At 71.8% G+C, this 23,895-nt stretch carries 23 protein-coding genes; 8 read left to right on the top strand and 15 right to left on the bottom strand.

The features are described 5' to 3' along the window. Positions 1 to 23: 23 nt before the first annotated feature. A complete protein-coding gene (locus tag M5362_RS10800) occupies positions 24 to 623 on the bottom strand; it encodes a flavin reductase family protein (RefSeq protein ID WP_260227217.1) in 600 nt (199 codons plus the stop codon). Between the two features lie 82 nt (positions 624 to 705). Between M5362_RS10800 and M5362_RS10795 the strand changes: the two genes are divergently transcribed. After that, on the top strand, positions 706 to 1,143 hold the full coding sequence (locus tag M5362_RS10795; protein ID WP_260227216.1) for a nuclear transport factor 2 family protein: 438 nt from the start codon (positions 706 to 708) through the stop codon (positions 1,141 to 1,143). Between the two features lie 147 nt (positions 1,144 to 1,290). Beyond that, positions 1,291 to 2,925 (top strand): apolipoprotein N-acyltransferase, encoded by a 1,635-nt coding sequence (lnt, locus tag M5362_RS10790; protein WP_260227215.1) that lies wholly within the window; start codon positions 1,291 to 1,293, stop codon positions 2,923 to 2,925. Here lnt and M5362_RS10785 read toward each other — a convergent pair. Further along, a complete protein-coding gene (locus M5362_RS10785) occupies positions 2,849 to 3,754 on the bottom strand; it encodes a Gfo/Idh/MocA family protein (RefSeq protein WP_260227214.1) in 906 nt (301 codons plus the stop codon). The two genes, lnt and M5362_RS10785, sit on opposite strands and share 77 nt — an antisense overlap. A gap of 40 nt (positions 3,755 to 3,794) precedes the next feature. Next, positions 3,795 to 4,982, bottom strand: coding sequence for an FAD-dependent monooxygenase (locus tag M5362_RS10780; protein ID WP_260227213.1), 1,188 nt, complete (start codon positions 4,980 to 4,982; stop codon positions 3,795 to 3,797). Positions 4,983 to 5,063: 81 nt separating this feature from the next. Here M5362_RS10780 and M5362_RS10775 point away from each other — a divergent pair, with 81 nt between their 5' ends. After that, a complete protein-coding gene (locus M5362_RS10775; RefSeq protein WP_260227212.1) occupies positions 5,064 to 5,690 on the top strand; it encodes a TetR/AcrR family transcriptional regulator in 627 nt (208 codons plus the stop codon). A gap of 189 nt (positions 5,691 to 5,879) precedes the next feature. Then, positions 5,880 to 6,221, top strand: a complete 342-nt coding sequence (locus M5362_RS10770) for a hypothetical protein (protein WP_260227211.1) — start codon at positions 5,880 to 5,882, stop codon at positions 6,219 to 6,221. A 42-nt stretch (positions 6,222 to 6,263) separates the two neighbouring features. Here M5362_RS10770 and M5362_RS10765 read toward each other — a convergent pair whose 3' ends face one another. From M5362_RS10765 to M5362_RS10720, 10 genes are all read right to left on the bottom strand, one after another. Further along, complete coding sequence (locus M5362_RS10765) at positions 6,264 to 6,737, bottom strand: hypothetical protein (protein ID WP_260227210.1); 474 nt, start codon at positions 6,735 to 6,737, stop codon at positions 6,264 to 6,266. 210 nt (positions 6,738 to 6,947) lie between these two features. After that, complete coding sequence (gene ung, locus M5362_RS10760) at positions 6,948 to 7,631, bottom strand: uracil-DNA glycosylase (RefSeq protein ID WP_260227209.1); 684 nt, start codon at positions 7,629 to 7,631, stop codon at positions 6,948 to 6,950. 80 nt (positions 7,632 to 7,711) lie between these two features. Next, a complete protein-coding gene (locus tag M5362_RS10755) occupies positions 7,712 to 9,289 on the bottom strand; it encodes an ABC transporter substrate-binding protein (protein ID WP_260227208.1) in 1,578 nt (525 codons plus the stop codon). A 148-nt stretch (positions 9,290 to 9,437) separates the two neighbouring features. After that, positions 9,438 to 10,205 (bottom strand): SDR family oxidoreductase, encoded by a 768-nt coding sequence (locus M5362_RS10750; RefSeq protein WP_260227207.1) that lies wholly within the window; start codon positions 10,203 to 10,205, stop codon positions 9,438 to 9,440. A 26-nt stretch (positions 10,206 to 10,231) separates the two neighbouring features. After that, the gene (gene fabG / locus M5362_RS10745) at positions 10,232 to 10,993 is read right to left on the bottom strand and encodes a 3-oxoacyl-ACP reductase FabG (protein ID WP_260227206.1); all 762 of its coding nucleotides are present in this window, start codon (positions 10,991 to 10,993) and stop codon (positions 10,232 to 10,234) included. 168 nt (positions 10,994 to 11,161) lie between these two features. Further along, positions 11,162 to 11,545, bottom strand: a complete 384-nt coding sequence (locus tag M5362_RS10740) for a DUF3037 domain-containing protein (protein ID WP_260227205.1) — start codon at positions 11,543 to 11,545, stop codon at positions 11,162 to 11,164. Next, entirely contained in the window at positions 11,542 to 12,387 is an 846-nt protein-coding gene (locus M5362_RS10735) for a HipA family kinase (protein WP_260227204.1), read from the bottom strand. Before M5362_RS10735 ends, M5362_RS10740 begins: the two co-directional genes overlap by 4 nt. Before the next feature lie 52 nt (positions 12,388 to 12,439). Continuing rightward, positions 12,440 to 14,002, bottom strand: a complete 1,563-nt coding sequence (locus M5362_RS10730; RefSeq protein WP_260227203.1) for a GMC family oxidoreductase — start codon at positions 14,000 to 14,002, stop codon at positions 12,440 to 12,442. A gap of 43 nt (positions 14,003 to 14,045) precedes the next feature. Continuing rightward, positions 14,046 to 15,593 carry an APC family permease gene (locus M5362_RS10725; protein WP_260227202.1) on the bottom strand — a complete coding sequence of 516 codons (1,548 nt, stop codon included), beginning with the start codon at positions 15,591 to 15,593 and terminating at the stop codon, positions 14,046 to 14,048. Beyond that, positions 15,590 to 17,059: an aldehyde dehydrogenase family protein gene (locus tag M5362_RS10720; protein WP_260227201.1), complete on the bottom strand. Its 1,470-nt coding sequence runs from the start codon at positions 17,057 to 17,059 to the stop codon at positions 15,590 to 15,592. The genes M5362_RS10725 and M5362_RS10720 overlap by 4 nt, the downstream gene beginning before the upstream one ends. Before the next feature lie 490 nt (positions 17,060 to 17,549). Here M5362_RS10720 and M5362_RS10715 point away from each other — a divergent pair, with 490 nt between their 5' ends. Together M5362_RS10715 and M5362_RS10710 are read left to right on the top strand one after the other, a co-directional pair. After that, on the top strand, positions 17,550 to 19,823 hold the full coding sequence (locus M5362_RS10715; RefSeq protein ID WP_260227200.1) for an alpha-N-acetylglucosaminidase: 2,274 nt from the start codon (positions 17,550 to 17,552) through the stop codon (positions 19,821 to 19,823). Between the two features lie 85 nt (positions 19,824 to 19,908). Further along, positions 19,909 to 20,325: a Rieske (2Fe-2S) protein gene (locus tag M5362_RS10710; RefSeq protein ID WP_260227199.1), complete on the top strand. Its 417-nt coding sequence runs from the start codon at positions 19,909 to 19,911 to the stop codon at positions 20,323 to 20,325. 74 nt (positions 20,326 to 20,399) lie between these two features. Here M5362_RS10710 and M5362_RS10705 read toward each other — a convergent pair whose 3' ends face one another. Continuing rightward, on the bottom strand, positions 20,400 to 21,059 hold the full coding sequence (locus M5362_RS10705) for a cysteine hydrolase (protein ID WP_260227198.1): 660 nt from the start codon (positions 21,057 to 21,059) through the stop codon (positions 20,400 to 20,402). A gap of 118 nt (positions 21,060 to 21,177) precedes the next feature. Between M5362_RS10705 and M5362_RS10700 the strand changes: the two genes are divergently transcribed. Further along, positions 21,178 to 21,654 (top strand): pyridoxamine 5'-phosphate oxidase family protein, encoded by a 477-nt coding sequence (locus tag M5362_RS10700; RefSeq protein ID WP_260227197.1) that lies wholly within the window; start codon positions 21,178 to 21,180, stop codon positions 21,652 to 21,654. A gap of 34 nt (positions 21,655 to 21,688) precedes the next feature. On the opposite strand, the gene M5362_RS10695 is transcribed toward M5362_RS10700, so the two are convergent. Continuing rightward, a complete protein-coding gene (locus M5362_RS10695; protein ID WP_260227196.1) occupies positions 21,689 to 22,594 on the bottom strand; it encodes a LysR substrate-binding domain-containing protein in 906 nt (301 codons plus the stop codon). 74 nt (positions 22,595 to 22,668) lie between these two features. Between M5362_RS10695 and M5362_RS10690 the strand changes: the two genes are divergently transcribed. After that, the gene (locus M5362_RS10690; protein ID WP_260227195.1) at positions 22,669 to 23,754 is read left to right on the top strand and encodes a DMT family transporter; all 1,086 of its coding nucleotides are present in this window, start codon (positions 22,669 to 22,671) and stop codon (positions 23,752 to 23,754) included. Positions 23,755 to 23,895 lie beyond the last annotated feature (141 nt).

The following is a 23,895-nucleotide window of genomic DNA, read 5'->3' as shown; positions in this document are numbered from 1 at the left end:
GCTCCGCAGGGTCCGGGTGCGGGTCAGCCCTCGGGGTCGTACGGCACCCTGGCGATCTCCTGGATGCCGCCGAGCGTCCCCCACTCGTTGCGGCCGAGCCGGGTCAGCGGGCGCATGCGCGTGATCTCGGGGTGGCCGTCCACCATCACGGCGTCGTCCACCGCGGCATGCACCACCCGCCCGAAGACGACGGTCGAGTCCCCGATCCTCAGCGTGCTGTGCAGCTCGCACTCCAGCGCGACCGGCGAAGCGGCCACCCGCGGCGGCTTGACCCGCAGGCTCGGCTCGCGCTCCACCCCGCACAGGTCGAACTCGCTCGCACCGCGCGGGTAGTCCGTCGCCGTCGCGTTGATCTGCTCGAAGAGCGGCTCGGGCGCGAGGTTCACCACGAACACCCCCGTGTCCTCGATGTTCCGCAGCGAGTCCTTGCGGCCCACCGAGGTGAACTGGACGACCGGCGGCGACACCGAGGAGATCGTGAAGAAGGAGTGCGGGGCGAGGTTGTCGGTCCCGTCGGCCGAGGTCGTGGAGATCCAGGCGATCGGCCGGGGTACGACGGTGGCGGTGAGCAGCCGGTAGAAACTGTTCCGGTCGCTGCGGTCGGGATCGAAGTCGATGCGCATGGCGAGAAGTATGACCGGTATCCGACCACGCCCGCGCCGCGCGGCTCTTGGCGCCCCGCCTCCGCTGCCCGACACTGAGGCGATGACACAGCGCGTGGATCTCGCGACCGTGATGGACCGGCTGGCCATCGACGACCTCGTCACCGGATACGCGGTGGCGGTGGACGACTCCGACTGGGTGGGCTACCGGGCGCTCTTCACCCGCGACGGCCGGGCCGACTACCGCGGCTCCGGCGGTGTCGAGGGCCCCGCGACCGAGGTCGCCGACTGGCTCGCCGAGACGATGCGGCTCTTCCCCGTACGCCAGCACCTCATCGTGAACCGGCGGGTCCGGATCCAGGACCTCGGCGGCTACCCGGGCGACAGCGCGGACGTCCGCGCTGACTACGTGAACCCGATGCGCTTCGAGTCGGGAGAGGACTTCGTCTGCGGCGGCCGCTACACGTTCTCGTTGCTCCGTACGGACGCCGGCTGGCGGCTCCGCTCCGTGGTCGTCGAGGAGAAGTGGCGCCGGACGTAACGGCCGTACGGGGTCGCAACCGGCTCCGGGCGGGCCCGGGGCCGGGTGCGTGGGCCGAGCGGCCGAGGCGCGCGAACGGCCGTGGCGCCGTGCGGCTGCGGCGGTCCTTCGGCGCACACTGGAGGCGACACCTGGAGGCGACGCGGCATGCGGAACCCGTTCGGCCGTCGCGGCAGCGGAGCCGCGCCCACCACCGGCACGCCCGGGGCGCCTCGGACGCCGCACCGCGCCGCGCGTGCCGTGGTCGCGGTCGCCGCCGGCGCCCTGCCCGCCCTCGCGTTCCCGGCGCCTGCCCTGTGGTGGTTCGCCTATGTCGCCCTCGTCCCCTGGCTCCTGCTGCTCCGCACCGCGCCCACCGCGCGCCGGGCGGGCCTGGAGGGCTGGCTCGGCGGCATGGGCTTCGCCCTCGCCGTGCACCAGTGGCTGATGCCGAGTCTGCACGTCTTCATCCTGGTGGTGGCCGCGCTGCTGGGGCTGTTGTGGCTGCCGTGGGGCTGGCTGGTGCGGGCGATGCTCGGGGACGGGCCGTCGGGGCCGCGCGCCGCCGCGGCCGTGTTCGTCGTGCCCTCCGGCTGGCTGCTCATCGAACTGGCCCGTTCCTGGGAGGGCTTGGGCGGCCCCTGGGGCCTCCTCGGCGCGAGCCAGTGGCAGGTCGCGCCGGCGCTGCGGCTGGCCTCCGTCGGGGGCGTCTGGCTGGTGTCGCTGCTCGTGGTGGCGGTCAACACAGCCGTGGCTCTCCTTGTGGTGTCGGACGCTGCTGTACGGATGGCAGCCCTGGTCGGTCTCGTGGTGTGCGCACTCACCGTGGGCGTCGTCTGGTGGGGAGTCGCACCACCGCGTGAGCAGGGCACGGCACGGATCGCCGTGGTCCAGCCGGGGGTGTACGACGGGCCGGGCGGCGCCGAGCGCAGGTTCGCGCGCGGTGAGGAGCTGACCCGGGAACTCGTCGGCCAGGACCTCGACCTGGTCGTCTGGGGCGAGAGCAGCGTCGGCTCCGACCTGACGGCCCGCCCCGACCTCGCGGCGCGTCTGACCGCCCTGTCACGCGACGTGGACGCGCCGGTCCTCGTCAACGTGGACGCCCGGCGCTCCGACCGGCCGGGCATCTTCAAGAGCAGTGTCCTGATCGGGCCGGACGGGCCGACCGGCGACCGGTACGACAAGATGCGGCTCGTGCCGTTCGGCGAGTACATCCCCGCGCGCCCGGTGCTCGGCTGGGTGACCTCGGTCGGCAAGGCGGCGAACGAGGACCGGCGGCGCGGCACGGAACCGGTGGTGATGGCGCTGCCGGCCGAGGACGGCCGCCCCGCGCTCCGGATCGGTCCGCTGGTCTGCTTCGAGTCGGCGTTCCCCGACATGAGCCGTCGGCTGACCCGTGACGGCGCCGACGTGCTCGTCGCCCAGTCGGCGACCTCGACCTTCCAGGACAGCTGGGCGCCCGCCCAGCACGCCTCGCTCGCGGCGCTGCGGGCGGCCGAGTCCGGCCGCCCGATGGTGCACGCGACGCTGACCGGCATCAGCACCGCGTACGGCCCCGACGGCAGCAGGATCGGCACGCCGCTGGGCACCGACCGGAGCGCGTCCGCCGTCTACGACGTGCCGCTGTCCCGGTCGACGACGGGGTACGTCCGGTACGGCGACTGGCCGTTGTACGTCGCCCTGACCGTCCTGGCCGTGCTCTGCGCCGCCGAGGGCATGGGGGCGCTCAGGAGGCCTGGGTCAGAGCTTCGCGCACCACGCGCTCGCACAGCTCGTGGGTCGCGAGGGCGTCGCGAGCGCTGAGGACCGTACCGTCGCGCACCGCGTCCAGGAAGGCGAGTACCGCCTGCTCGATGCCGCGCTGGCGGGCCACCGGCACCCAGTCCCCCCGCCGGCGGACCGTCGGCTGCCCCTTGTGGTCCACGATGTCGGCGAGGTTGAGGACCTGACGCTTGGTGTCCCCGCCCGAGACCTCGAGGATCTCCTCGGTGGAGCCGTTCAGCCGGTTCATCATGCCGATGGCGGTGAAGCCGTCACCGGAGAGCTGGAGCACGACGTGGTGCATCAGGCCGCCGCGGATCCGGGCGCGCACGTCGGTGTGCTCGACGTCCCCGGGCAGCAGGAAGCGCAGGGTGTCGACGACGTGGATGAAGTCGTCGAGGACGAGGGTGCGCGGGTCCTCGGGCAGGCCGATCCGGTTCTTCTGCATGAGGATCAGCTCGCGCGGGTGGTCCAGGCACTGCGCGTAGCCGGGGGCGAGCCTGCGGTTGAAGCCGACGGCCAGGCTCACGCCGCGTGCCTCGGCGAGCTCCACGAGCCGTTCGGATTCGGCGTATTCGTACGCCAGCGGCTTGTCGACGTAGGTCGGCACGCCGGCCTCGAGGAGCCGTGCGGTGATCTCGGGGTGCACGGACGTCGGCGCGTGGACGAAGGCGGCGTCGAGCCCGGCGGAGAGCAGCGAGTCGAGGTCGCCGTGGCGCTGGGACCCGGGCACGCGATGGGTCTCGGCAACCCGGTCCAGGGTCGCCTTCGTCCGTGTCTGGAGGTGGAGTTCGACTCCGGGGAGGGCGGCGAGGACCGGGAGGTACGCCTTCCGCGCGATGTCGCCGAGTCCGATGCAGCCGACCTTCACGGGGTCTCCCTAGCGGTTGTCGATGTGCCGTTCGCGCCGGTCAGCTTACGCGGCTGCGCTCGTCGGCGAGCGGCGGGCGCCAGTCTGCGATGCCGTCGAAGCCGCGCAGGACGAGGCCGGGACCGAAACGCGAGACGGCGGCGATCAGCCCGTTGCGCAGCGCGACGGCGGGCCGGGCGGAGACGAGGGTGAGCCGGCCGGTCCTGGCCGCCTTTCGGACGATCGCGGTGGTGCGCGGCAGCCGGTCGGCGGTGTACGCGGCGAGGGCGCGGCTGGGCGGAACTCCCCGGCCGGCGTGGTGGGCGAGGACGATCGCGTCCTCGATGGCCTGGTTGCCGCCCTGGCCGAGGGTGGGCTGCATGGCGTGGGCGGCGTCGCCGAGCAGGGCGACACGGCCGAGGTGGAAGGCGGGCAGCGGGTCGGGCATGTGGTGGACGTCGTTGCGCAGGACGGCGGCGGGGTCGACGGCGGCGAGGATCTCGGGGACCGGGTGGTGCCAGTCGCCGAAGAGCCGGAGGAGTTCGGCCCGCTCGTCGTCGGGGGCGTGGGCGCCTTCCGGGGCGGCGGCCATCGCGTAGGCGTAGATCCGGCCGTCCTTGAGGGGCTGGGTGCCCCAGAGACGGCCGCGGCCCCAGGTCTCGTGCGGGGCGAAGGGCCGGTCGGGAGCCGGGATCACCACGCGCCAGGTGGTGAAGCCGGAGTACCGGGGGCCTTTGTGGTCGGGGAAGAGGGCGCGGCGGACGGTGGAGTGGATGCCGTCGGCGCCGAGGACCAGCTCGGCCTCGATGTCCCCGTCCGGGGTCCTGACGACGGCGGGCCGTCCGTCGTCGCCGGGGTCGGCGAGGGACGCGGTCACTCCGGTGCGTACGACACCGTCGGGGAGGGCCGAGGTAAGGATGGAGACGAGGGTGGCGCGGTGCAGCAGGACGAGCGGCCCGCCGAAGCGGTCGGCGGCGGCCTTGGCGCTGGTACGGGCGAGCCAGCGGCCGTCGGGGGCGCGCATCCCGCCGTCGCCCTGCCAGGCGGAGAGCGCGCGGACCCGGTCCCCGAGGCCGATGACGTCCAGGGCGCGCTGGGAGTTGGGGGCGAGGCCGATGCCTGCGCCCACGGGGGTCAGGGCGGCGGCGCGCTCCAGGACGGTGACGTCCCAGCCGGCCCGGTGGAGGGCGACGGCGGCGGTCAGGCCGCCGACGCCGGCTCCGACGACGACGGCACGGTGCTGTTCCATGACTCCTCCTGGGCAACTACAGGTGTAGTGACTCGTTTGACGTTACTACAGCCGTAGTTCGCTCGGTAGTACCTTGTCCCCATGACCGCCCGCACCCCCGCGTCCGCACCGGACCCCTCCGCCCCGGCCGCCTCCCGCACCACCCGGATCGGCGACGCCGCACTCGATCTGCTCGTCGAGCGGGGGATGCGCGGGCTGACCCATCGGGCCGTGGACGAGCGCGCCGGGCTGCCGCAGGGGTCGACCTCCAACCACGCCCGCACGCGCCAGGCGCTCCTGGAGACCGCGGTGCGGCGGCAGGTCGAGCGGGAGTCGGGCGTGCTCACCCCGCACGAGATGCCGGGTCCGGACAGCGGTCCGGACGCTCTGGTGGACGCCCTGGCGCTGGCGCTGCACCGGTATCTCACCGACCACCGGGCGCTGCTCGTCTCGCGCTACGAACTGGCCCTGGAGGCCACCCGCCGACCCGAACTGCGCGCCTTCTTCGACGCGGCGGGCTCGGCGGCGTTCCACGGACCGTTGATCGCGATGATGGCCCAGGCCGGCTCCTCCGCCCCCGAGCGGCACGCCCTCTCCCTGATCGCCTGGTGCGAGGGGCTGATGTTCTCCTGCGCCGCCGGTTCCTTCCACTCGGCGGTCCCTGGCCGCGCGGAGCTGCGCACCGGCTTCGAGGAGTTGCTGCGCGGCATGCTCGGCCCGTCATCCTGATCGGGCGGATCACCCGTGCGGGGCATTCCCCGCCGGTAGGGGCGCGAAGATCACCGTCGGGCCAGCAGAGTGGCGCGGGTGTCCGCAACGAGAAACAGAGCGACGTTACTGGTCGGGGCCGCGGTCGTCGCGCTCTCCGGCTGCGTCTCCGTCGATACGACGCCCCCCGCGCCCGCACCGCCCCCGGAGGTGAGCAGCCCCTCCCCGGACGTGGCCGTCGCCCCGCAGATCGTCGAGGGCCCGGCCCGCGAGGCCCTGGAGGCGGCGCTCCCCGCTCCCCCGCCGCCGTCACCCCGGCCGACGCCGCGGGAGGTCGGGGAGCGGGACGGGAGCACCGTACGGAACGGAGCCGGCGCACAGCGGCAGTCGTCCGCGCCACGGCAGCGGACGGGGGCGGAACCCTTCCGGCCGCCGGAGCCGCCGGAGCCGCCGCGCTCCCCGGCGGACATGTGCGAGCTGGGTGAGCGGTACGGCGGCTGGCACCCGGACAGCGTGCAGGCGACGATCTGCCGGGGTACCTACCAGCGGTGAGGACGGCCCACGCGCGCGGAGCTCCCCTCGCGGCAGCGGCGGCTACCGGTCGCGGAGCCGTACCTCCAGGCGACCGATCGCGGCACGGACACCGTTGCCGTATCCGTCGTCGTCCAGGGTGTCCGAGGCCGCGCGGGCCCGGTCCAGATGGATCCGCGCCGCGTCGAGCCGCTGGAGCTTGAGATAGTCGGCGGCCAGGTTGAGATGGAGCGAGGGGTAGAGGGCCCGGAGCGCGACCGTCGCGTCGTGCTCGGCCAGCCGCTCCTCGCTCAGCCCCTCGGCGGCCAGCAGGGCCCGCAGGTCCCAGGCGAGCTCGGCGTCCGGGTCGTCCTGCGCGTCGGCCATGTAGTGCGCCAGCGTGCAGCGGTGCAGGGGGTCGCCGTCGGGGCCGATCTGCACCCACAGCTCCCCGAACCGATTGCGCGCCTCCTCGCGGTCCCCGCCGTGGAGCAGCATCGTCGCCTGCCCGATCCGGGTCATGACGCCCTCGTCCGACACCTGCTGCTGCTCGGTCACCGCTGCCTCCACACGCTCTCCGTCCAGGGGCTCCGACGCTAACCGCCGCGGCCCCCGATCCGGCACAGGCTCGGGTGGTGCCCCGGGCCTGTCAGCCGGGCGGGCTCAACGACCGCCCGCACGACGGGGCCGGCACCGGCCACGGGCCACCGGTCCCAGGCCAAGGGCCACCGGCCCCAGGCCACCGGCCACCGGCCACGGGCCACCGGCTCAGCCGAGGTCCGGGATCCGCCAGTCGATCGCCTCGTGGCCCTGGGCCGCGATCGCCGCGTCGATCTGCGTGAACGGACGGGATCCGAAGAACTTCTTCGCCGACAGCGGCGAGGGGTGCGCGCCCTTCACGACGACATGACGCGTCTCGTCGATCAGCGGGAGCTTCTTCTGCGCGTAGTTCCCCCACAGCACGAAGACCGCGGGGTCCGGCCGGGAGGCGACCGCGCTGATCACCGCGTCCGTGAACTTCTCCCAGCCCTGGCCCTTGTGCGAGTTCGCCTCGCCGGCCCGGACGGTGAGGACCGCGTTGAGGAGCAGCACGCCCTGCTCGGCCCACGGCATCAGATAGCCGTTGTCCGGCACGGGGTGGCCGAGCTCCTCCTTCATCTCCTTGTAGATGTTGCGGAGGGAGGGCGGGGTCTTCACGCCCGGACGGACGGAGAAGCAGAGGCCGTGCCCCTGCCCCTCGCCGTGGTAGGGGTCCTGACCGAGGACCAGGACCTTCACCTTGTCGTACGGCGTCGCCGCCAGGGCGGCGAACACCTCCTCGCGCGGCGGGTAGACCGGCCCCTCGGCCCGCTCCTCCTCGACGAACTCGGTCAGCTGCTTGAAGTACGGCTTCTGCAGCTCTTCGCCGAGGACGCCGCGCCAGGACTCGGGCAGCATGTCGGTGTCGGTCACGTCAACAACCTCCGGTAGGCGATCTCTTCTACGCACGAGAACCTACCGGGGGCCACTGACAACGGTCCCGCTCGGGCCTCCTACCAGCTGGCCCTGCGGCTGAGCTCCCACATCTGCATGACGGTCTGCGGGTCGAGGGCGCGTTCGGCGCCACCGATGTCCTCGCTCGCCGCGATGTAGAGCTTGCCCTGCCAGAGCGGCAGCAGCCGGACGTCCTCCACCATGATCTCCTGCGCCTTGCGGAACTCGGCCACGACCGCCCCGCGGTCGCTCTCGCGCCGCGACTTCGGGAGGAGCTTGTCCGTGATCTCGGGGCTCAGGTACGGCGTTCCCAGCGCGTTCTGCTTGCCGACGAACGGCGCGATGAAGTTGTCCGGGTCGGGGAAGTCGGGGAACCAGCCTCGGCCGAAGACCGGGTACTGCCCCTTCTGGTAGTCCGCGGCGAAGTCCTTCCACGGCTTGCTGCGCAGAGTCACCTCGAAGAGCCCGGAGGAGTCCAGCTGCCGCTTGAGCTCGGCGAACTCGAGCGCGGTGCCGGAGCCGTACCGGTCGGTGGTGAACCAGAAGGTCAGCTCGACGGGCTTGGTGATCCCGGCGTCGCGCAGGATGTCGCGCGCCTTGGGGACACTGGGCTCGCCGAAGTGGTCGAAGAACTCGGTGGTGTGGCCGACGATGCCCTTGGGAACCATGGAGTACAGCGGCTCGGCCGTGCCCTTGTAGGCCTTGGCGACCAGCTCTTCACGGTCGACGAGCTGGGCGATGGCCCGGCGGACGGGCTCCTTGGCGACGGAGGGGTCCTGGGCGTTGAAGACGAGGTAGCGGATGTCGGCGCCGGTCGACTCGACGAGCTGGAGCTGCTCGTTGACCTCGCTGTCACCCTGGAGGTCGACGACCTCCTCGGCGGTGAGACCGCGGTAGGTGACGTCGATCTCCTTCTCCTTCAGCGCCGCGACCATCGGCTCGGACTCCTTGAAGTACCGGATGGTCACGGCGTCGTTCTTCCGGTCCGCGAACCCCTTGTAGCTGGCGTTCTTGGACAGCTCCGCCTTGTCGCCCTCGACGTACTCGTCGAGGACGTAGGGACCGGAGCCCGTCAGTGCGCCGTCCTTGCGGAGCGCGTCGGCGGGGTACTCCGCCGGGTCCACGAGAGACATGGCGGGGGTGGCGAGGACGAAGGGGAAGGTCGCGTCCGGCTTGTTCAGCTTGAAGACGACCGTGCGGTCGTCCACGGTCTCGATCTTGTCGAGCGAGCCGAGCATCCCGTTGGGACCGCCCTCGACATTGATCTTCCGGATGCGCTCGATCGAGTGCTGGACCGCCTCTGCGTCCAGTTTGTGCCCGTTCGAGAACGTCAGGCCTTCGATGAGCTTGCATTCGAAGACGCGACTGGCGGTGTCCGTGAACTTGCAGTCCGCGGCATCGGACTGCGGGGTCGTGGTGCCGGTCGGGAAACTCACCAGCGTCTGGAAGACATTTCGGAACAGCTCCCAGGAATTGTCCCAGGCGGCTGCCGGATCAAGCGTGGTGGGAGAACTCGTCGTGCCGACGACGATTCTCTGCTCCCCGGCGGAGGCATTGTCCGAAAACAGGCTGCATCCGGACACCAGGGATATGGACGCAAGGGCTGCAGCGGCCTGCAGACTGGTCCGGTTGAACACGTGCACGCTCCTCGTTCAGCCATGGGTCGGCCGACCATACCGCAGCGCCCCGTCAGGTCAATGTTCGACCCTGACGGGGCACTTGAGGCATTCAACGATTAACCGGGGTCAAACCGGTCAGGAATTCAGGAAAGTGTCCGTTTATCGGTCACTCGACGCCGGAGTTGAGGAAAAGACCTCCGTCGACCACGAGAGTCTGGCCGGTGATCCAGTCCGACTGGGCGGACGTGAGGAACGCGGCCGCGCCGCCGATGTCCTCCGGGACCCCGAGACGGCCGAGCGGGTACGCGGCCGCAGCCTCGGCCTCCCGGCCCTCGTAGAGAGCCTGGGCGAACTTGGTCTTGACAACGGCCGGGGCGATCGCGTTGACGCGGACCACCGGCGCGAACTCGTGCGCCAGCTGGAGGGTCAGGTTGACCATGGCCGCCTTGCTCATCCCGTACGCGCCGATGAACGGCGACGGGGAGAGGCCGGCGATCGAGGCGATGTTCACGATCGCACCGCCGTGCTCCTTCTGCCAGGCCCGCCAGGTGAGCTGCGCGAATCCCAGCGCGGAGATCACGTTCGTCTCGTAGACCTTGCGCGCGACGTTCAGGTCGAGCTCGGCGATCGGCCCGAACACCGGGTTCGTCCCGGCGTTGTTCACCAGGAAGTCGACGCGGCCGAACGCCTCCATCGTCGCCTCGACCGCCGCGGCCTGGTGGACCTCGTCGTGGGCCTTGCCGGGCACGGCGATGACCCGGTCGGAGCCGAGGCGCTCCACGGCCTCCTTGAGGGCCTCCTCGCCCCGTCCTGTGATGCAGACCCGGTCGCCGCGGGCGACCAGCGCCTCGGCGACACCGTAGCCGATGCCCCGGCTGGCCCCGGTGACCAGAGCGACCTTGCCGGACAGCTCGGGCAGTTCCTTCGTGCTCATGTACGTCTCCTCTTCCGGCTCGGGCGTCAGTTGAGCGGGCCGCCGGCCACGTACAGGACCTGGCCGGAGACGAAGCCGGCGTCGTCGCCCGCGAAGAAGGCGATGGCGTTGGCGATGTCCTCCGGCCTGCCGACCCGCTGCACCGGGATCATGGAGGCGGCCGCGGCCTGGAAGTCCTCGAAGCCCATGCCGACGCGCTCGGCGGTCTGCGCGGTCATCTCGGTGACGATGAAGCCCGGGGCGACGGCGTTGGCGGTGATGCCGAACTTGCCGAGCTCCTTGGCGAGGGTCTTGGTGAGGCCCTGCAGGCCGGCCTTGACGGCCGAGTAGTTCGCCTGCCCGCGGTTGCCGAGCGCTGAGGACGAGGAGAGCGAGACGATCCGGCCGAAGCCCGCGTCCACCATGTGCTTCTGGCAGGCCTTGGCCATCAGGAACGCGCCCTTGAGGTGCACGTTCATGACCGTGTCCCAGTCGGACTCGGACATCTTGAAGAGCAGGTTGTCGCGGAGCACGCCCGCGTTGTTGACGAGGATCGTCGGCGCGCCGAGCTCGGCCGCCACGCGCGCGACGGCGGCCTCGACCTGGGCGCTGTCGGAGACGTCGCAGCCGACGGCGATGGCGGTGCCGCCGGCGGCCGTGATCTTCTCGACGGTGTCCTTGCAGGCCGCCTCGTCGAGGTCGAGTACGGCGACGGCACGGCCCTCCGCGGCCAGCCGTACGGCGGTCGCGGCGCCAATGCCCCGTGCCGCGCCGGTGACGACGGCTACGCGCTGCTCGGTGGTCGACATGCTGGTTCTCCTCGCCCTTGGATCATCCATGGATGCGGCTCACACGGTGCGTCCCACACATGAGCGACCGCTTAGTACCTTCCGCAGACGAGACGCTAGAAGCCCTGGCACCCGGTGTCAACGGCCCACCGGGTGCACCGGATCACTCCGGCGCCCGGGCGCCGGGGCTCAGCGCACCAGCAGATCGAGCAGCCTTTCGACCTCGCCCTCGGGATCGGCGGTCAGACCGGTGTGCACCGGACCCGGCTGGACGACCGTGGAGCGGGGCGCGATCAGCCAGCGGAAGCGCCGGCCCGCGTCGTCGCGCGCCGCCTGTCCGGCGTCCTCGCCGCCGAGACAGACCCCCTCGACGGCGTGCAGCGCGGCCCGTACGCCGGTGACGTCCGCACCGGGGTCGAGCGCCCTGAGCTTGGTCTCGTCCAGGTGCGTACGGGCGGCGACGAAGGACTTGGCGCGGCAGTAGACCACCACGCCGGCGTTGAAGAACTCGCCGCGCTCGACGCGCGGCACCACGCGCACCAGCGCGTACTCGAAGACATCGCGGTCGGTCACGTGGTGCGGTCCTTCTGGGTGGGGTGGGTCCGGGGGGCGAGCCGGTCGGCCAGCCAGCCGGGCGGCTGCGCGGGCCGGCGCTCGACACGCGGACCGAGGGTGACGCGCTCGTGGATGGTCGCGGCGCGCGGCAGCAGCGCGTCCACATAGGCCTGGCGCAGCGCGTCGGTGCTGTCGAAGCCCGGCTCGTCCACGAGCCACTCGTCGGGCACGTCGGCGGCGACCTCCTCCAGGAGCTCCCGGGTGACCAGCGGCGCCAGCTCGGCCGCGGCGGAGGCGACGTCCGGCGAGAAGGGCGCGAGGGCGTGGTCGGAGGCGTCGTACGGCTTCGCGGCGGAGGCCTGGGCGCCGCGCCAGTTGTGGTGCCAGATCATGGTGGCGCCGTGGTCGATCAGCCACAGGTCGCCGTGCCAGACGAGCATGTTCGGGTTGCGCCAGGACCGGTCGACGTTGTTGATCACCGCGTCGAACCAGACGACCTTCCCCGCCTCCTTGGGATCCACCTCGTACGCCAGCGGGTCGAAGCCGAGCGAGCCGGGGAGGTAGTCCATCCCGAGGTTGAGTCCGCCGCTCGCCTTCAGCAGCTCCTGGACCTCCTGGTCGGGCTCGGAGAGACCGATGACCGGATCGAGCTGGATGCCGGCCAGCTCCGGCACCCGCAGCCCGAGCCGCCGGGCGAGCTGCCCGCAGACGACCTCGGCGACCAGGGTCTTGCGCCCCTGCCCGGCGCCGGTGAACTTCATGACGTACGTACCGAGATCGTCGGCCTCGACGATCCCGGGGAGCGAACCGCCCTCACGCAGGGGCGTGACATAGCGGGTCGCTGTCACTTCTGTAAGCATTTCGCCAGGCTATACGGCTACCAGCAGGGCCTCCGTCGCGACCGGGTTGCGGTCACTGTCCTGCCCGGATCATGTCCGCGCACTTCTCGCCGATCATCATCGTGGTGATGCACGGATTGACCGCGGGCAGGAACGGCATGACCGAGGCGTCCGCCACCCGTAGCCCCTGCACCCCCTTGACCCGCAGCTGCGGGTCGAGGGGGGAGGCGGAGTCCTGCTCGGCGCCCATCCGCACGGTGCCCGCCGGGTGGTAGACCGTGTTGTGCGTCTGGCGGATGTAGGAGAACAGCTCCTCGTCGGTCGTGGCGTCCGGTCCGGGCGCCAGCTCCAGCCCCTTCCAGTCGACGAGCGGCGCCTGAGCCGCGATCTCCCGCGCCAGCCGCAGCCCGCGGATCATCACCCGGATGTCGTGCTCGTGGGTGAAGTAGCGCGGGTCGACCTTCGGCTTGTCCCGGAAGTCCCGGCTGCGCAGCCGGACCGTGCCCTCCGAGCGGGCCCGGGTGACGTTCGGCGTGAGGCAGAAGGCGTTGTCGGTGGTCGGATAGCCGCGCCGGTAGGTGTTCATGTCGAACGGGACCGAACCGTAGTGGAACATCAGATCCGGCCGGTCAAGGCCCGGTTCGGTGTCCGCGAAGATCCCGATCTCCCACCACTGCGTGGACGAGGTGACCATGGGCTGCTTCGCCTCCCACATGATCACCCCCTCGGGATGGTCCTGGAGGTGCGAGCCGACGCCGGGGGAGTCCACCCGTACGTCCACGCCGTTGTCGCGCAGATGGGCGGCGGGCCCGATGCCCGACAGCATCAGCAGCTTCGGCGAGTCGATCGCCCCGCAGCAGACGATCACCTCGCGCCGCGCCCGTACGGAGTCGACGTGCACCGCGTCCGGCCGCAGGTACTCCACCCCCGAGCAGCGCGCGCCGTCGAAGAGCAACCGCCTCGCCTGCACCCCGGTGCGTACCTCCAGATGGGGCCGCTTGCCCATCACGGGGTGCAGATACGACACCGAGGCGGAGGAACGGGTCCCGTCCTCACGGCAGTTGATCTGGAACCAGTTCGCGCCGCGCACCACCGTGCGGCCGGAGTTGAACGGCACCGTCGGGATGGCGCTCGCCGCGCAGGCCGCCAACAGCGCCCGGCCGCACGGGTCCCGGGGCGGCACCGAGCGGATCGTCACGGGACCGGAGCGGCCATGGTGGTCGCCGGGGCCGTCGTTGGTCTCCAGCCGCTGGTACAACGGGAAGCAGTCGGCCGCGCTCCAGCCCGAGCACCCCATCGCACCCCACTCGTCGAGGTCCTCGGCCGGCGCCCAGAAGGCGATGCACGAGTTGTGCGACGAGCAACCGCCGAGCACCTTGGCACGCGCGTGGCGCATGAAGCTGTTGCCGTTCTCCTGCGGCTCCACCGGATAGTCCCAGTCGTAGCCGGACTCCAGCAGCGCCATCCACCGGTCCAGCCGCAGGATGTTCTCGTCGCCCTCGTCGGAGGGGCCCGCCTCCAGCACGCAGACGCTGACACCGGGATCCTCCGACAGGCGGGCCGCGACGACCGCCCCGGCGGTGCCGCCGCCGACCACGACGTAGTCGAACTCGGGCTCTGAGGGCTGTGCGGGCATGGTCTCTCCAGTACAGGATGTCCCGTGGGGGAGGAAGCGCGGATCAGGGGACGTCTGCGCGGTGTTCGGCCAGCACGCCCGTACGGTGCCGCTGTACGAACCAGTAGTAGGCGAAGCCGCCGAGCGCCACGATGCCGATGAACAGGAACGCGCCCCAGCGCAGGTACCAGTGCTGGGGCCCGGTCGCGTTGTAGACGTCGGCACGGGGCCAGGCCAGGTTCAGGGACATGGCGGCACCCCAGAGCACCGCCAGGATGTTGATCGGCAGTCCGAGGCGGCCGAGCGAGAAGGCTCCCTCGCGGGGCGTCCAGTTCCCCCGCAGCCGCTGGATCAGCATCGGGACGGTGACCAGCAGGTACGCCACGTAGATCATGATGATCGCGATGCTGGTGATCACCGAGAAGATCTGCGGCTGGTTGATGTTGACGACCAGGATGACCACACCCACCACACCGATCACGACGGCGGGAATCACCGGGGTCCGGAAGCGCGGGCTCACCTTGGCGAGCACCGATCCGGCGGGCAGGTTGTTGTCCCGTGCCATCGCGAACATCAGCCGGATGCCCGCTGCCTGGACGGCCAGCACGCACACGGTGATCGCGACGACCACGCACCACAGGAAGATCTCACCGATCGTCGGCCCGAGCGTCTCCAGCACCACGTACTGCAGGCCGCCCGTGCTCAGCTCCTTCGCCGACAGATCCGGCACCGCCATCAGCGCGAACAGCAGGATGAGACCACCGAGGAGGAAGGACGCGACGAGCGCCCGCAGAATCGCTCGCGGCGCGTTCCGGCTCGGGTGGTGGGACTCCTCGCCGAGGGAGGAGGCCGTGTCGAAGCCGTACATCACGTACGCCGAGGCGAGTGACGCGGTGAGGAACGCCCCGAAGTAGCCGAGCGTGTCCCCGCTGCCCAGACCGTACGTGTCGGTGAGCACCGTGGAGGGTCCCCGGGTGATGTGCGCGGCGAGGAAGACGATCAGGGCCACGGCGGCGATCAGCTCGATGAAGACACCCGCCGAGTTGATCCGCGCCATCAGCTGTACGCCGAAGGCGTTGACCAGCGTGGAGAAGAGGATCAGCACCGAGCCCAGCAGGACCGCGTTGGCCGCGGCGTCGTTCTCGCCGCTGCCGTCGCCGACGATCTGGAACCAGGGGTCGATCTGCGGCAGCGTGATCTGGTACGCCAGGGCCACGGCCGACAGGGTCACCATGGTGGCCGTCATCATCATCCAGCCGCCGAGCCAGCCCACGTGCGGGCCGCCCATCTTCTTCGCCCAGTTGTAGACCGAGCCCGCGACCGGGTAGCGCGCCGCCAGCTCGCAGAAGCACAGCGCCACCATCAGCTGGCCCACGAACACCATCGGCCACGACCACCAGTAGGCCGGGCCGCCGAAGGTGATTCCGAAGTAGAACAGCTGGAACGTGCCGGTCAGGATCGAGATGTAGCTGATCCCCGCGGCGAACGTGTGGAAGTTGCCGAGCGTGCGCTTCAGTTCGGGCCGGTACCCGAGCTCGGTCACCGAGTCGTCGTCGTGCGGGGCGCCGTCGCCGGCGCCGGGCCGGTCCTGGCCTGCCGGCTGTGCGGTCACTCGAACCACCTCTGCGCCTTGGGGGCGAGATTGCGCCAGATGTGCTTGGTCTCCTGGTATTCGGCGAGTCCCGCCGGCCCCAGTTCACGGCCGAAACCGGATTGCTTCATGCCGCCCCATTCCGCCTGCGGCACGTAGGGGTGGAAGTCGTTGATCCAGACGGTGCCCGCCCGGAGCCGGGACGCGACCCGGTGTGCGCGGCCGGTGTCCTGCGACCAGACCGCACCCGCGAGGCCGTACATGGTGTCGTTGGCGACGGCGACGGCCTCGGCCTCGCTGTCGAACCGCTCGACCGTGAGCACCGGGCCGAACGACTCGTCCCGGACCACCGACATCCCGGGCGTGCAGTCGTCCAGCACGGTCGGCGGATAGTAGTAGCCGTGGGCGAGTTCCGGGTCCGTCGGCCGCGCCCCGCCACAGCGCAGCACCGCGCCCTCGGCCAGGCCCGCGGCCACATAGGCCTCCACCTTGTCGCGGTGTGCCGCCGAGATCAGCGGCCCGGTCCGCGCGTTCTCGTCGAACGGGCCGCCCATCGGGATGGCCCGCGCGCGGGTCACGATCTCGTCGACGAAGGCGTCGTGCAGGGAGTCCTCCACGAGGAGGCGGGCGCCTGCCGAGCAGACCTGTCCGGAGTGCAGGAAGACGGCCATCAGCGCGTGGTCGACAGCCGCCTCGAAGTCGGCGTCCGCGAAGACGATGTTCGGGTTCTTGCCGCCGAGCTCCAGGGCGACCTTCTTCACCGTGGGCGCCGCCGCCGCCATGATCCGGCGGCCGGTGGCCAGGCCGCCGGTGAACGACACCAGGTCCACGCGGGGATCCTCGGTGAGCGGCGCGCCGGCCTCGGCGCCCGTCCCCAGGATCAGGTTTCCGGCCCCGGGCGGCAGCCCCGCCTCGGTGAGCAGCCGCATCAGCAGGATCGCGGTGTGCGGGGTGAGTTCGCTCGGCTTCAGCACGAACGTGTTGCCCGCCCCGAGCGCCGGGGCGACCTTCCACGCGGTCTGCAGCAGCGGATAGTTCCATGGAGTGATCAGTGCGCACACCCCGACCGGTTCGTGCACCACCCGGCTGTCCGCCTCCGGGTTGCCGGTGGCGATGATCCGGTCGCTGCCGCCCGACGCGGTCAGATTGCCGAAGTAGCGGAAGCAGGCCGCGATGTCGTCCATGTCGTACTCGGACTCGACGAGCCGCTTGCCGGTGTCCAGGGACTCGGCCCGGGCGAAGACCGCCTTGTCCCGTTCGAGCAGATCGGCGACGCGCACCAGCAGCCGTCCGCGCTCCGCGGCGGGCGTGGCGGGCCACGGCCCGCTGTCGAACGCCTCGCGGGCGGCGGCGACGGCCGCCGCCGCGTCCTGGGGACCGGCCTCGTCCACGGTGGCGACCAGGGTGCCGTCCGCCGGGCAGCGGATCTCCCGCGTGCGACCGTCGGCAGCGGCGGCCCACGTGCCTCCGATGAACAACTCCGGCATCGCGCACCTCCGGGTCCGGGCGGGGCACTGTCTGTGTGCTCCACGCCATGACACTAGGCAGCCTTGGCCGCCCCCGCAGAACGAAGGCCCGGGCGGCTGGTGCCGTGACCGGCGATGTCCGCCCGTCGACGAACGTCGTCCAGCGCACGACGGCCGTAGGTCCTTGCAGCGCCACTACCAGGGCTTTCGGCCGACGGCGCCGGTCGGCGCGACGGCCGAGGTGTTCACGCCGGGGCACGCCGGGGCTTGTCGGCGAGCTGCCCCGGATTGTGCCATTCGGGGGCACGCCCAGGCTCGCCATGGCGGTCGCCGAGGCCGTCGGGGCCGCGCGTGAGCTCTGCCGTACGAGGGGCCCGGCCGCCCGCGCCCCGTCCTCTTGCACCCGCACGGATGAGCGCCGTCCCTTGCTCGGCTCCGCCTGCGCCGCCGGAACGGCACGTCGTCGGAGAGTGGGCGGATCATGCGTCAATCACTCCGAGCAGGGAGCCAGATGGGCAGTCCCCCGGTCCTTCGACGTCGCAGGACTCTCGCCGTCGTGGCGCTGGCCACGATCACCTCGCTGGCACTTCCGAGCACCGCCGTCTCGGCCGGGCCCGGCGTCGGCGCACCGAACGCCCTGGTCCGTACCGCCGGACCGGTCGCCCTCGCCCGGACCGCCGCGCCCGCCTTCGACCCGGCGCCCGCCCGCGCGAGCCTGGAGCGGCTGCTGCCTGCCCGCGCCTCCCAGTTCACCCTGGTCCCGGTCGCGCGGGGCGCCTCCGGCGACCGCTTCTCCGTCTCCGGCCCGCCGGGTGCGATCCGGGTCCGGGGCACCTCCCCGGCCACCCTGCTCACCGGCGTCGGCTGGTACCTGGAGCACGTCGCAGGTGTCGACATCGGCTGGCCCGGCGACAGCATCGGCCGGCTCCCCCGTACGCTCCCCGCCGTCGACGGCGAGGTCACGCGCTCGGCGAGCGTGCCCCACCGGTACGCGCTCAACGACACCGACGAGGGCTACTCCGGCCCGTACCGCGACTTCACCTCGTACCAGCGCGACATCGATCTGCTCGCGCTGCACGGGGTGAACGAGGTCTTCGTCCCGACGGGCGCCGAGTACCCCTACTACCGCGCGCTCCAGGACTTCGGCTACGACGAGGCCGAGTTGCGGGCGTGGATCCCCGGCCCGGCCCATCAGGCCTGGTGGCTGCTGCAGAACCTGTCGGGGTTCGGAGGGCCGGTCTCCCGGCAGCTCGTGGAGTCCCGCGCGGCGCTGGGCCGCCGGATCGCGGACCGGCTGCGCTCGCTCGGGATGACTCCCGTCCTGCCGGGCTTCTTCGGCACGGTCCCGCCGGGCTTCGCCGACCGCAACCCGGGGGCGGTCACGGTGCCGCAGGGCACCTGGATCGGCTTCGCCCGCCCCGACTGGCTGGACCCGACCGGTCCGGTCTTCGACCGTCTCGCCGCCGCGTACTACCGCGTCCAGCAGCGGAAGTTCGGCGACAGCGACATGTTCAAGATGGACCTGCTGCACGAGGGCGGCACGCCCGGCTCGGTGGACGTGCCCAGCGCGGCGGCGGCCGTCCAGCGGGCGCTGGACACCGCGCGTCCCGGTGCCACCTGGGTCATGCTCGGCTGGCAGCGCAATCCGTCCGCGGCCGTCCTCAGCGGGGTGGACCGGAGCCGGGTGCTCGTCGTCGACGGTCTCTCGGACCGGTACGACAATCTGGACCGGGAGGCCCAGTGGGCCGGGACGCCGTACGCCTTCGGCACGATCCCGAACTTCGGCGGCCACTCCGGCCTGGGCGCCAACACCCACGCCTGGGGCGCCCGCTTCCACACCTGGCTGACGAAGCCCGGCAGCGCGCTGCGCGGCATCGCGTATCTGCCGGAGAGCACCGGCGGGAACCCCGCGGCGTTCGACCTCTTCACCGAACTCGCCTGGGAGCCGGGCCCGATCGACCACGCGGCCTGGTTCGCGGCGTACGCCTCCCGACGCTACGGCGGTGCGGACCCGCACGCGGCGGCCGCGTGGGAGCAGTTGCGCCTCGGCCCGTACAGCACCCCCACGGGCAGCTGGAGCGAACCGCAGGACAGCCTGTTCACCGCGCGCCCGAGTCTGACGGCGAGCCGCGCCGGGCGGTGGAGTCCGACCGCGATGCGCTACGACGCCACACGGGTGGAACGTGCCCTGGCGGAGCTGCTCCAGGTGGCCCCGGAGCTGCGGACCACGGACGCGTACCGCTACGACCTGGTCGACGTGGCCCGCCAGGCGCTCGCCAACCGCAGCCGCGTCCTGCTCCCGCGGATCAGGGCGGCGTACGAAGCGAAAGAGCTGGCGGCCTTCCGGGCGCTGGTCGGCGAGTGGCAGGCCGCCGAGAAGCTGCTCGGCCGGCTGGTCGGCTCCGACCGGCGCTTCCTGATCGGGCCGTGGCTCGCCGACGCCCGCTCCTGGGGCGCGGATGCCGCCGAACGCGACAGGCTGGAGTACGACGCCCGCTCGATCCTGACGACCTGGGGCGACCGCGTGCCCAGCGAGAGCGGACTGCGCGACTACGCGAACCGCGAGTGGTCCGGGCTGGTCCAGGACCTCTACGCGCCGCGCTGGGCGACGTACTTCGCGGGTCTCGACCACGCCCTGGTCAACGGTACGGCTCCGGTTCCCGTCGACTGGTTCGCCGTCGACGACGCCTGGGCGCGCGCTCGCGCGTCGTACCCGACACGTCCGGCGGGCGATCCGGTCGCCCTGGCCGGCGAGGTCCTGGCGGCGCTGCGAACGGAGTCGTAGCGCGTTGAACTTTTCCGTGCTCCCGCTCGTACTCACTCCTACAACGTGATCGCGTCGATGTGATCGGGAACCCAAGGGGAGTGCGATGAGTGGAGTAGCACGTCGGACGGTCGTCGCGGCGGCGGGTGGCGCGGGCATCGTGGTGGCGCTCACCGCCTGCGGCGCCAAGGACGGTGCGACGGGCGGGGGCGCGGGCGACGCTCCGAAGGAGGCCGGGGCGGCCCTCGCGAAGACCGCGGACATCCCGGTGGGCGGCGGCAAGGTCCTCGACGGTCAGGGTGTGGTGATCACCCAGCCGACGGCCGGCGAGTTCAAGGCCTTCTCGTCCAAGTGCACCCACCAGGGCTGCGCGGTCAGCGGTGTCGCCGACGGCGTCATCACCTGCCCGTGCCACCAGAGCAAGTTCGACGTGTCGGACGGCAGCGTGAAGGGCGGCCCTGCCACCACTCCGCTGCCGCCGACCCCGATCAAGGTGGACGGGGACTCGATCACGCTGGCGTGAGGGGCACGCGGACGTGATCGGGCACTCGGAAGAGTTCGGTCACGCGGACGTGATCGGTCGCGCGGCGTGATCGGTCACGCGCGCGTGGCGCGCCGCGGGCTCTTCCAGCAGCGCAGCACGTCCTCGGTGGTGGTGACCGTGGAGACGAGCGCCAGCGTGTGACGGATCATCGCGGGGGTGTAGTCGGCCGGCACCCCCGCGATGGCGTCGCCGGGCACGACCACGGTGTAGCCGAGGTTGACCGCGTCGAAGACGGCGTTGGGGATCGCCACATTGGCCGAGACGCCGGTGACGACGAGCGTGCGGCAGCCGAGGTTGCGCAGCAGCGGGTCGACGTCGGTGCCGGCGAGGGGCGAGAGCCCGTGCAGCCTCCGTACGACCAGGTCCTGGTCGGCGACCTCGATGGGGTCGGCGATCCGTACCGCCGTACTGCCGCTGTGCTGCTGTACCGGCAGCCGGGCGGCGGCCCGGAAGAGCCGGGCGTTGCTGTTGGCGCCGCGCCCGTCGGGCCTGCGCTCGGCGACGGCGTGGATCACCTGCACGTCGGCCTCGTGCGCGGCCGCGACCAGCCGGGCGACGTTCGCCAGCGCGCCGGACGAGCGGACGGCCGTGGCGAGTTCGGGCAGGGCGCTGTTCCTGCCGACGACCCCCTGCTGGCATTCGACGGTGAGAAGCACCGTGCCGGACGGTTCGAGCTGCTCCTGAAGCTGTTCCCACTGCCTGGTACCGGTCATGGTCTCCCCTGTCGCCCGCGCCGTTTTCCGGGCGGGCGAGGCTAGCCACCCTTGCCCCAGGAGGGAAGAGCGTCCATGATTTCTGACACTTCATCAGACTTCTGGAAAGGGGCGGACGATGGCCGTCGCACAGCGCCGTGGACGCCGGATCATGATGACCCCTGCCGAGCTCGACACCTTCCTCACCGAGCAGCGCACCTGCCGGGTCGCGACCGTCTCCGCCGACGGACGCCCGCATGTCGGCGCCCTCTGGTTCGTGTGGGACGGGACCTCGCTCTGGCTCTACTCGATCACCAGGAGCCGCCGTTGGGCGGAGCTGCGCCGTGATCCGCGGATCGCGGTGGTGGTGGACGACGGAGAGGAGTACGGAGAGCTGCGCGGCGCCGAGCTCTCGGGCACCGCGGTCTTCGTCGGCGAGGCCCCTCGCACGGGCGAGCCGTGCCCCGAACTCGACGTGCCGGAACGGCTCTTCGCCGCGAAGAACTTCGGTATGGACGAGATGCCGCACGACGGCCGGCACGCCTGGCTGAAGCTGACCCCGGACGCCGTGGCGTCGTGGGACTTCCGCAAACTGGCCGGCCTCGGTGGGGCGTGACCGGGCGGACGCACCCTGGGCGTAGCCCCTCGCCTCAGATGCTCTGGGGCGCCCCCACGCCCCGGAGCGCCTCGACCGCCGCCCTGATGGACGGCCGCCGGTCGGCGTCGCTGCGCCAGGTCGCGTAGATGTGCCGCTTCACCTTCTGCCGTACGGGCACGAACGCGATCCCCTCCGGGGTGGGCCCGCGGCCGAGGCGCGGCGTGACGCAGACGCCGAGGCCGGCGGCGATCAGCGCGAGCTGGGTGTGGTGCTCCCCCGCGAGATGCGCGATGCGCGGCTCCATGCCCTGCGAACGCAGGGTGAACATGAGCCAGTCGTGGCAGAACTCGCCCTCGGGCCAGGAGACCCAGTCGTCGTCGCCGAAGTCGATCAGGTCGACGTCCTCCCGCTCGGCCAGGGGATGCCCCGTGGGCACGGCGACGTCCGCCGCGTCGTCAAGGAGGTGGGCCCGCTCGAGCCCGCCCGGCACCGGGGACTTCTTGTTGCTCCAGTCCAGGACGATCGCGAGGTCGGCATCGCCCCGCAGGACCTCTCGGATGCCCTGCTCCGGCTCCAGCTCGGTGGTTTTCACACGGAGGTCGGGATGGGCGGTGCGCAGCGCGGCGAGGGCGCCGGGCAGCAGCCCCCGCGCCGCCGTCGGGAAGGCGGCGATCCGCACCTCGCCGACGACCTGGCCACGCTGCGCCTCGATGTCCGCCTGGGCGAGCTCCACTTGCGACAGGATGCGTGCCGCGTGCTGGGCGAGCAGCAGACCGGCGTCGGTGAGGCGTACACCACGGCCGTTCTTGGCGAGCAGTTGCTGGCCGATCTCGCGCTCCAGCTTGGACAGCTGCTGCGAGACGGCCGAGGTCGTGACGTGCAGGCCGTCGGCCGCGCCGCTGACCGATCCGTGGCGTGCGACGGCGTCCAGGGTGCGCAGGCGCTCCAGGTTCAACATGTAAGCGATTCTAAGGGAAAGGCTTCATTTAATCTCGCTTGTTCTAAGAGGTGGAAGGGGTCACTCTGAGGAGCATGAGCTCCGCGACCTCCCCCGCCGCCCGCCGCCCACGCCTGGTCGACTGGCGGATCCGCTTCGGCGTCCTGGCCCTGATCTGGGGCTTCAGCTTCCTCTTCATCAAGGTCGGCACGGAAGGGTTCGCACCGTTCCAGGTGACCTTCGGCCGGCTCCTGTTCGGTACGGCGGTGCTGGCCGTCGCCATGCTGGTCAAGCGGGAGCGGCTGCCGCGCGGCCGCCGCACATGGCTCCATCTGACGGTGGCCGCGTTCCTGCTGAACGCGCTGCCGTTCTCCCTCTTCTCGTACGCCGAGCTGACCATCCCCTCGACGCTCGCGGGCATCTGCAACGCGACGACACCTCTGTGGGGCATGGTCCTCTCCCTGGTCGCGCTCTCCGAGGACCGGCCGACGCGGGTCCGCGCGGCGGGGCTCGGCATCGGCTTCATCGGAGTCCTGACGGTGCTCGGCGCCTGGCAGGGGTTCTCCGGTCTGGACGTCACCGGCACGGTGCTGGCCCTGCTCGCCTCCTTCAGCTACGCGGTCGGCTGGATCTACGTGCGCCGCACGCTGGCCGGCAACGGCGCGTCGAACCTCTCGCTCGCCGGTTCCCAGGTCGGCCTGGCGACGCTGCAACTGGCGGTGGTGACCCCGATGTTCACCTCGCTCCCGTCGTCGGTCGAGGTCGTCCCGCTGCTCGCCGTGATCGCGCTGGGAGCGCTGGGTACGGGGTACGCGATGCTGCTCCAGTACGGCCTCGTGGCCGAGGTCGGCCCGACGACGGCGGCGATGGTCACGTACTTCATCCCGGTGATCGCCACGGCGGCGGGCGTCGCCGTCCTGGGCGAGCAGCTCGGCTGGAACACCCCGGTCGGCGCCGTCATCGTCCTCGCGGGCGCGGCTCTGACCCAGCGCCGGGGCCCGTCGAGGCAGCCGAAGGCAACGATCCGGGCGACCGCGTCACCCGCCGCACCGGCCACGGCGCCGGCCGCCACAGCGGTCACGTCACCTGCCGCGACCGTCTCGCCGACCCCCTCTCCCGCCGCCTCCCCGACCACGCCTCCGACCCCCTCGCCGGATCGCCACCCGGCCGGACACCCGTAGGCACCCCACCGGGCAACCCGGCGGACACCCCGCCGGGCACCCGAGAACCCGGCCGGCACCGGCGCCGGGCTCCAGGAACTCCCCTCCAGGCACCCCGGAACGCCGCCGGGACCGGCACAAGGCCCCAGGAACTCCCCTCCC

Source organism: Streptomyces sp. Je 1-79, from assembly GCF_025195125.1.
Lineage (GTDB): Bacteria > Actinomycetota > Actinomycetes > Streptomycetales > Streptomycetaceae > Streptomyces.
The sequence above is the reverse complement of the archived record's forward strand: the minus strand, read 5'-3'. Positions and strand labels throughout refer to the sequence as shown.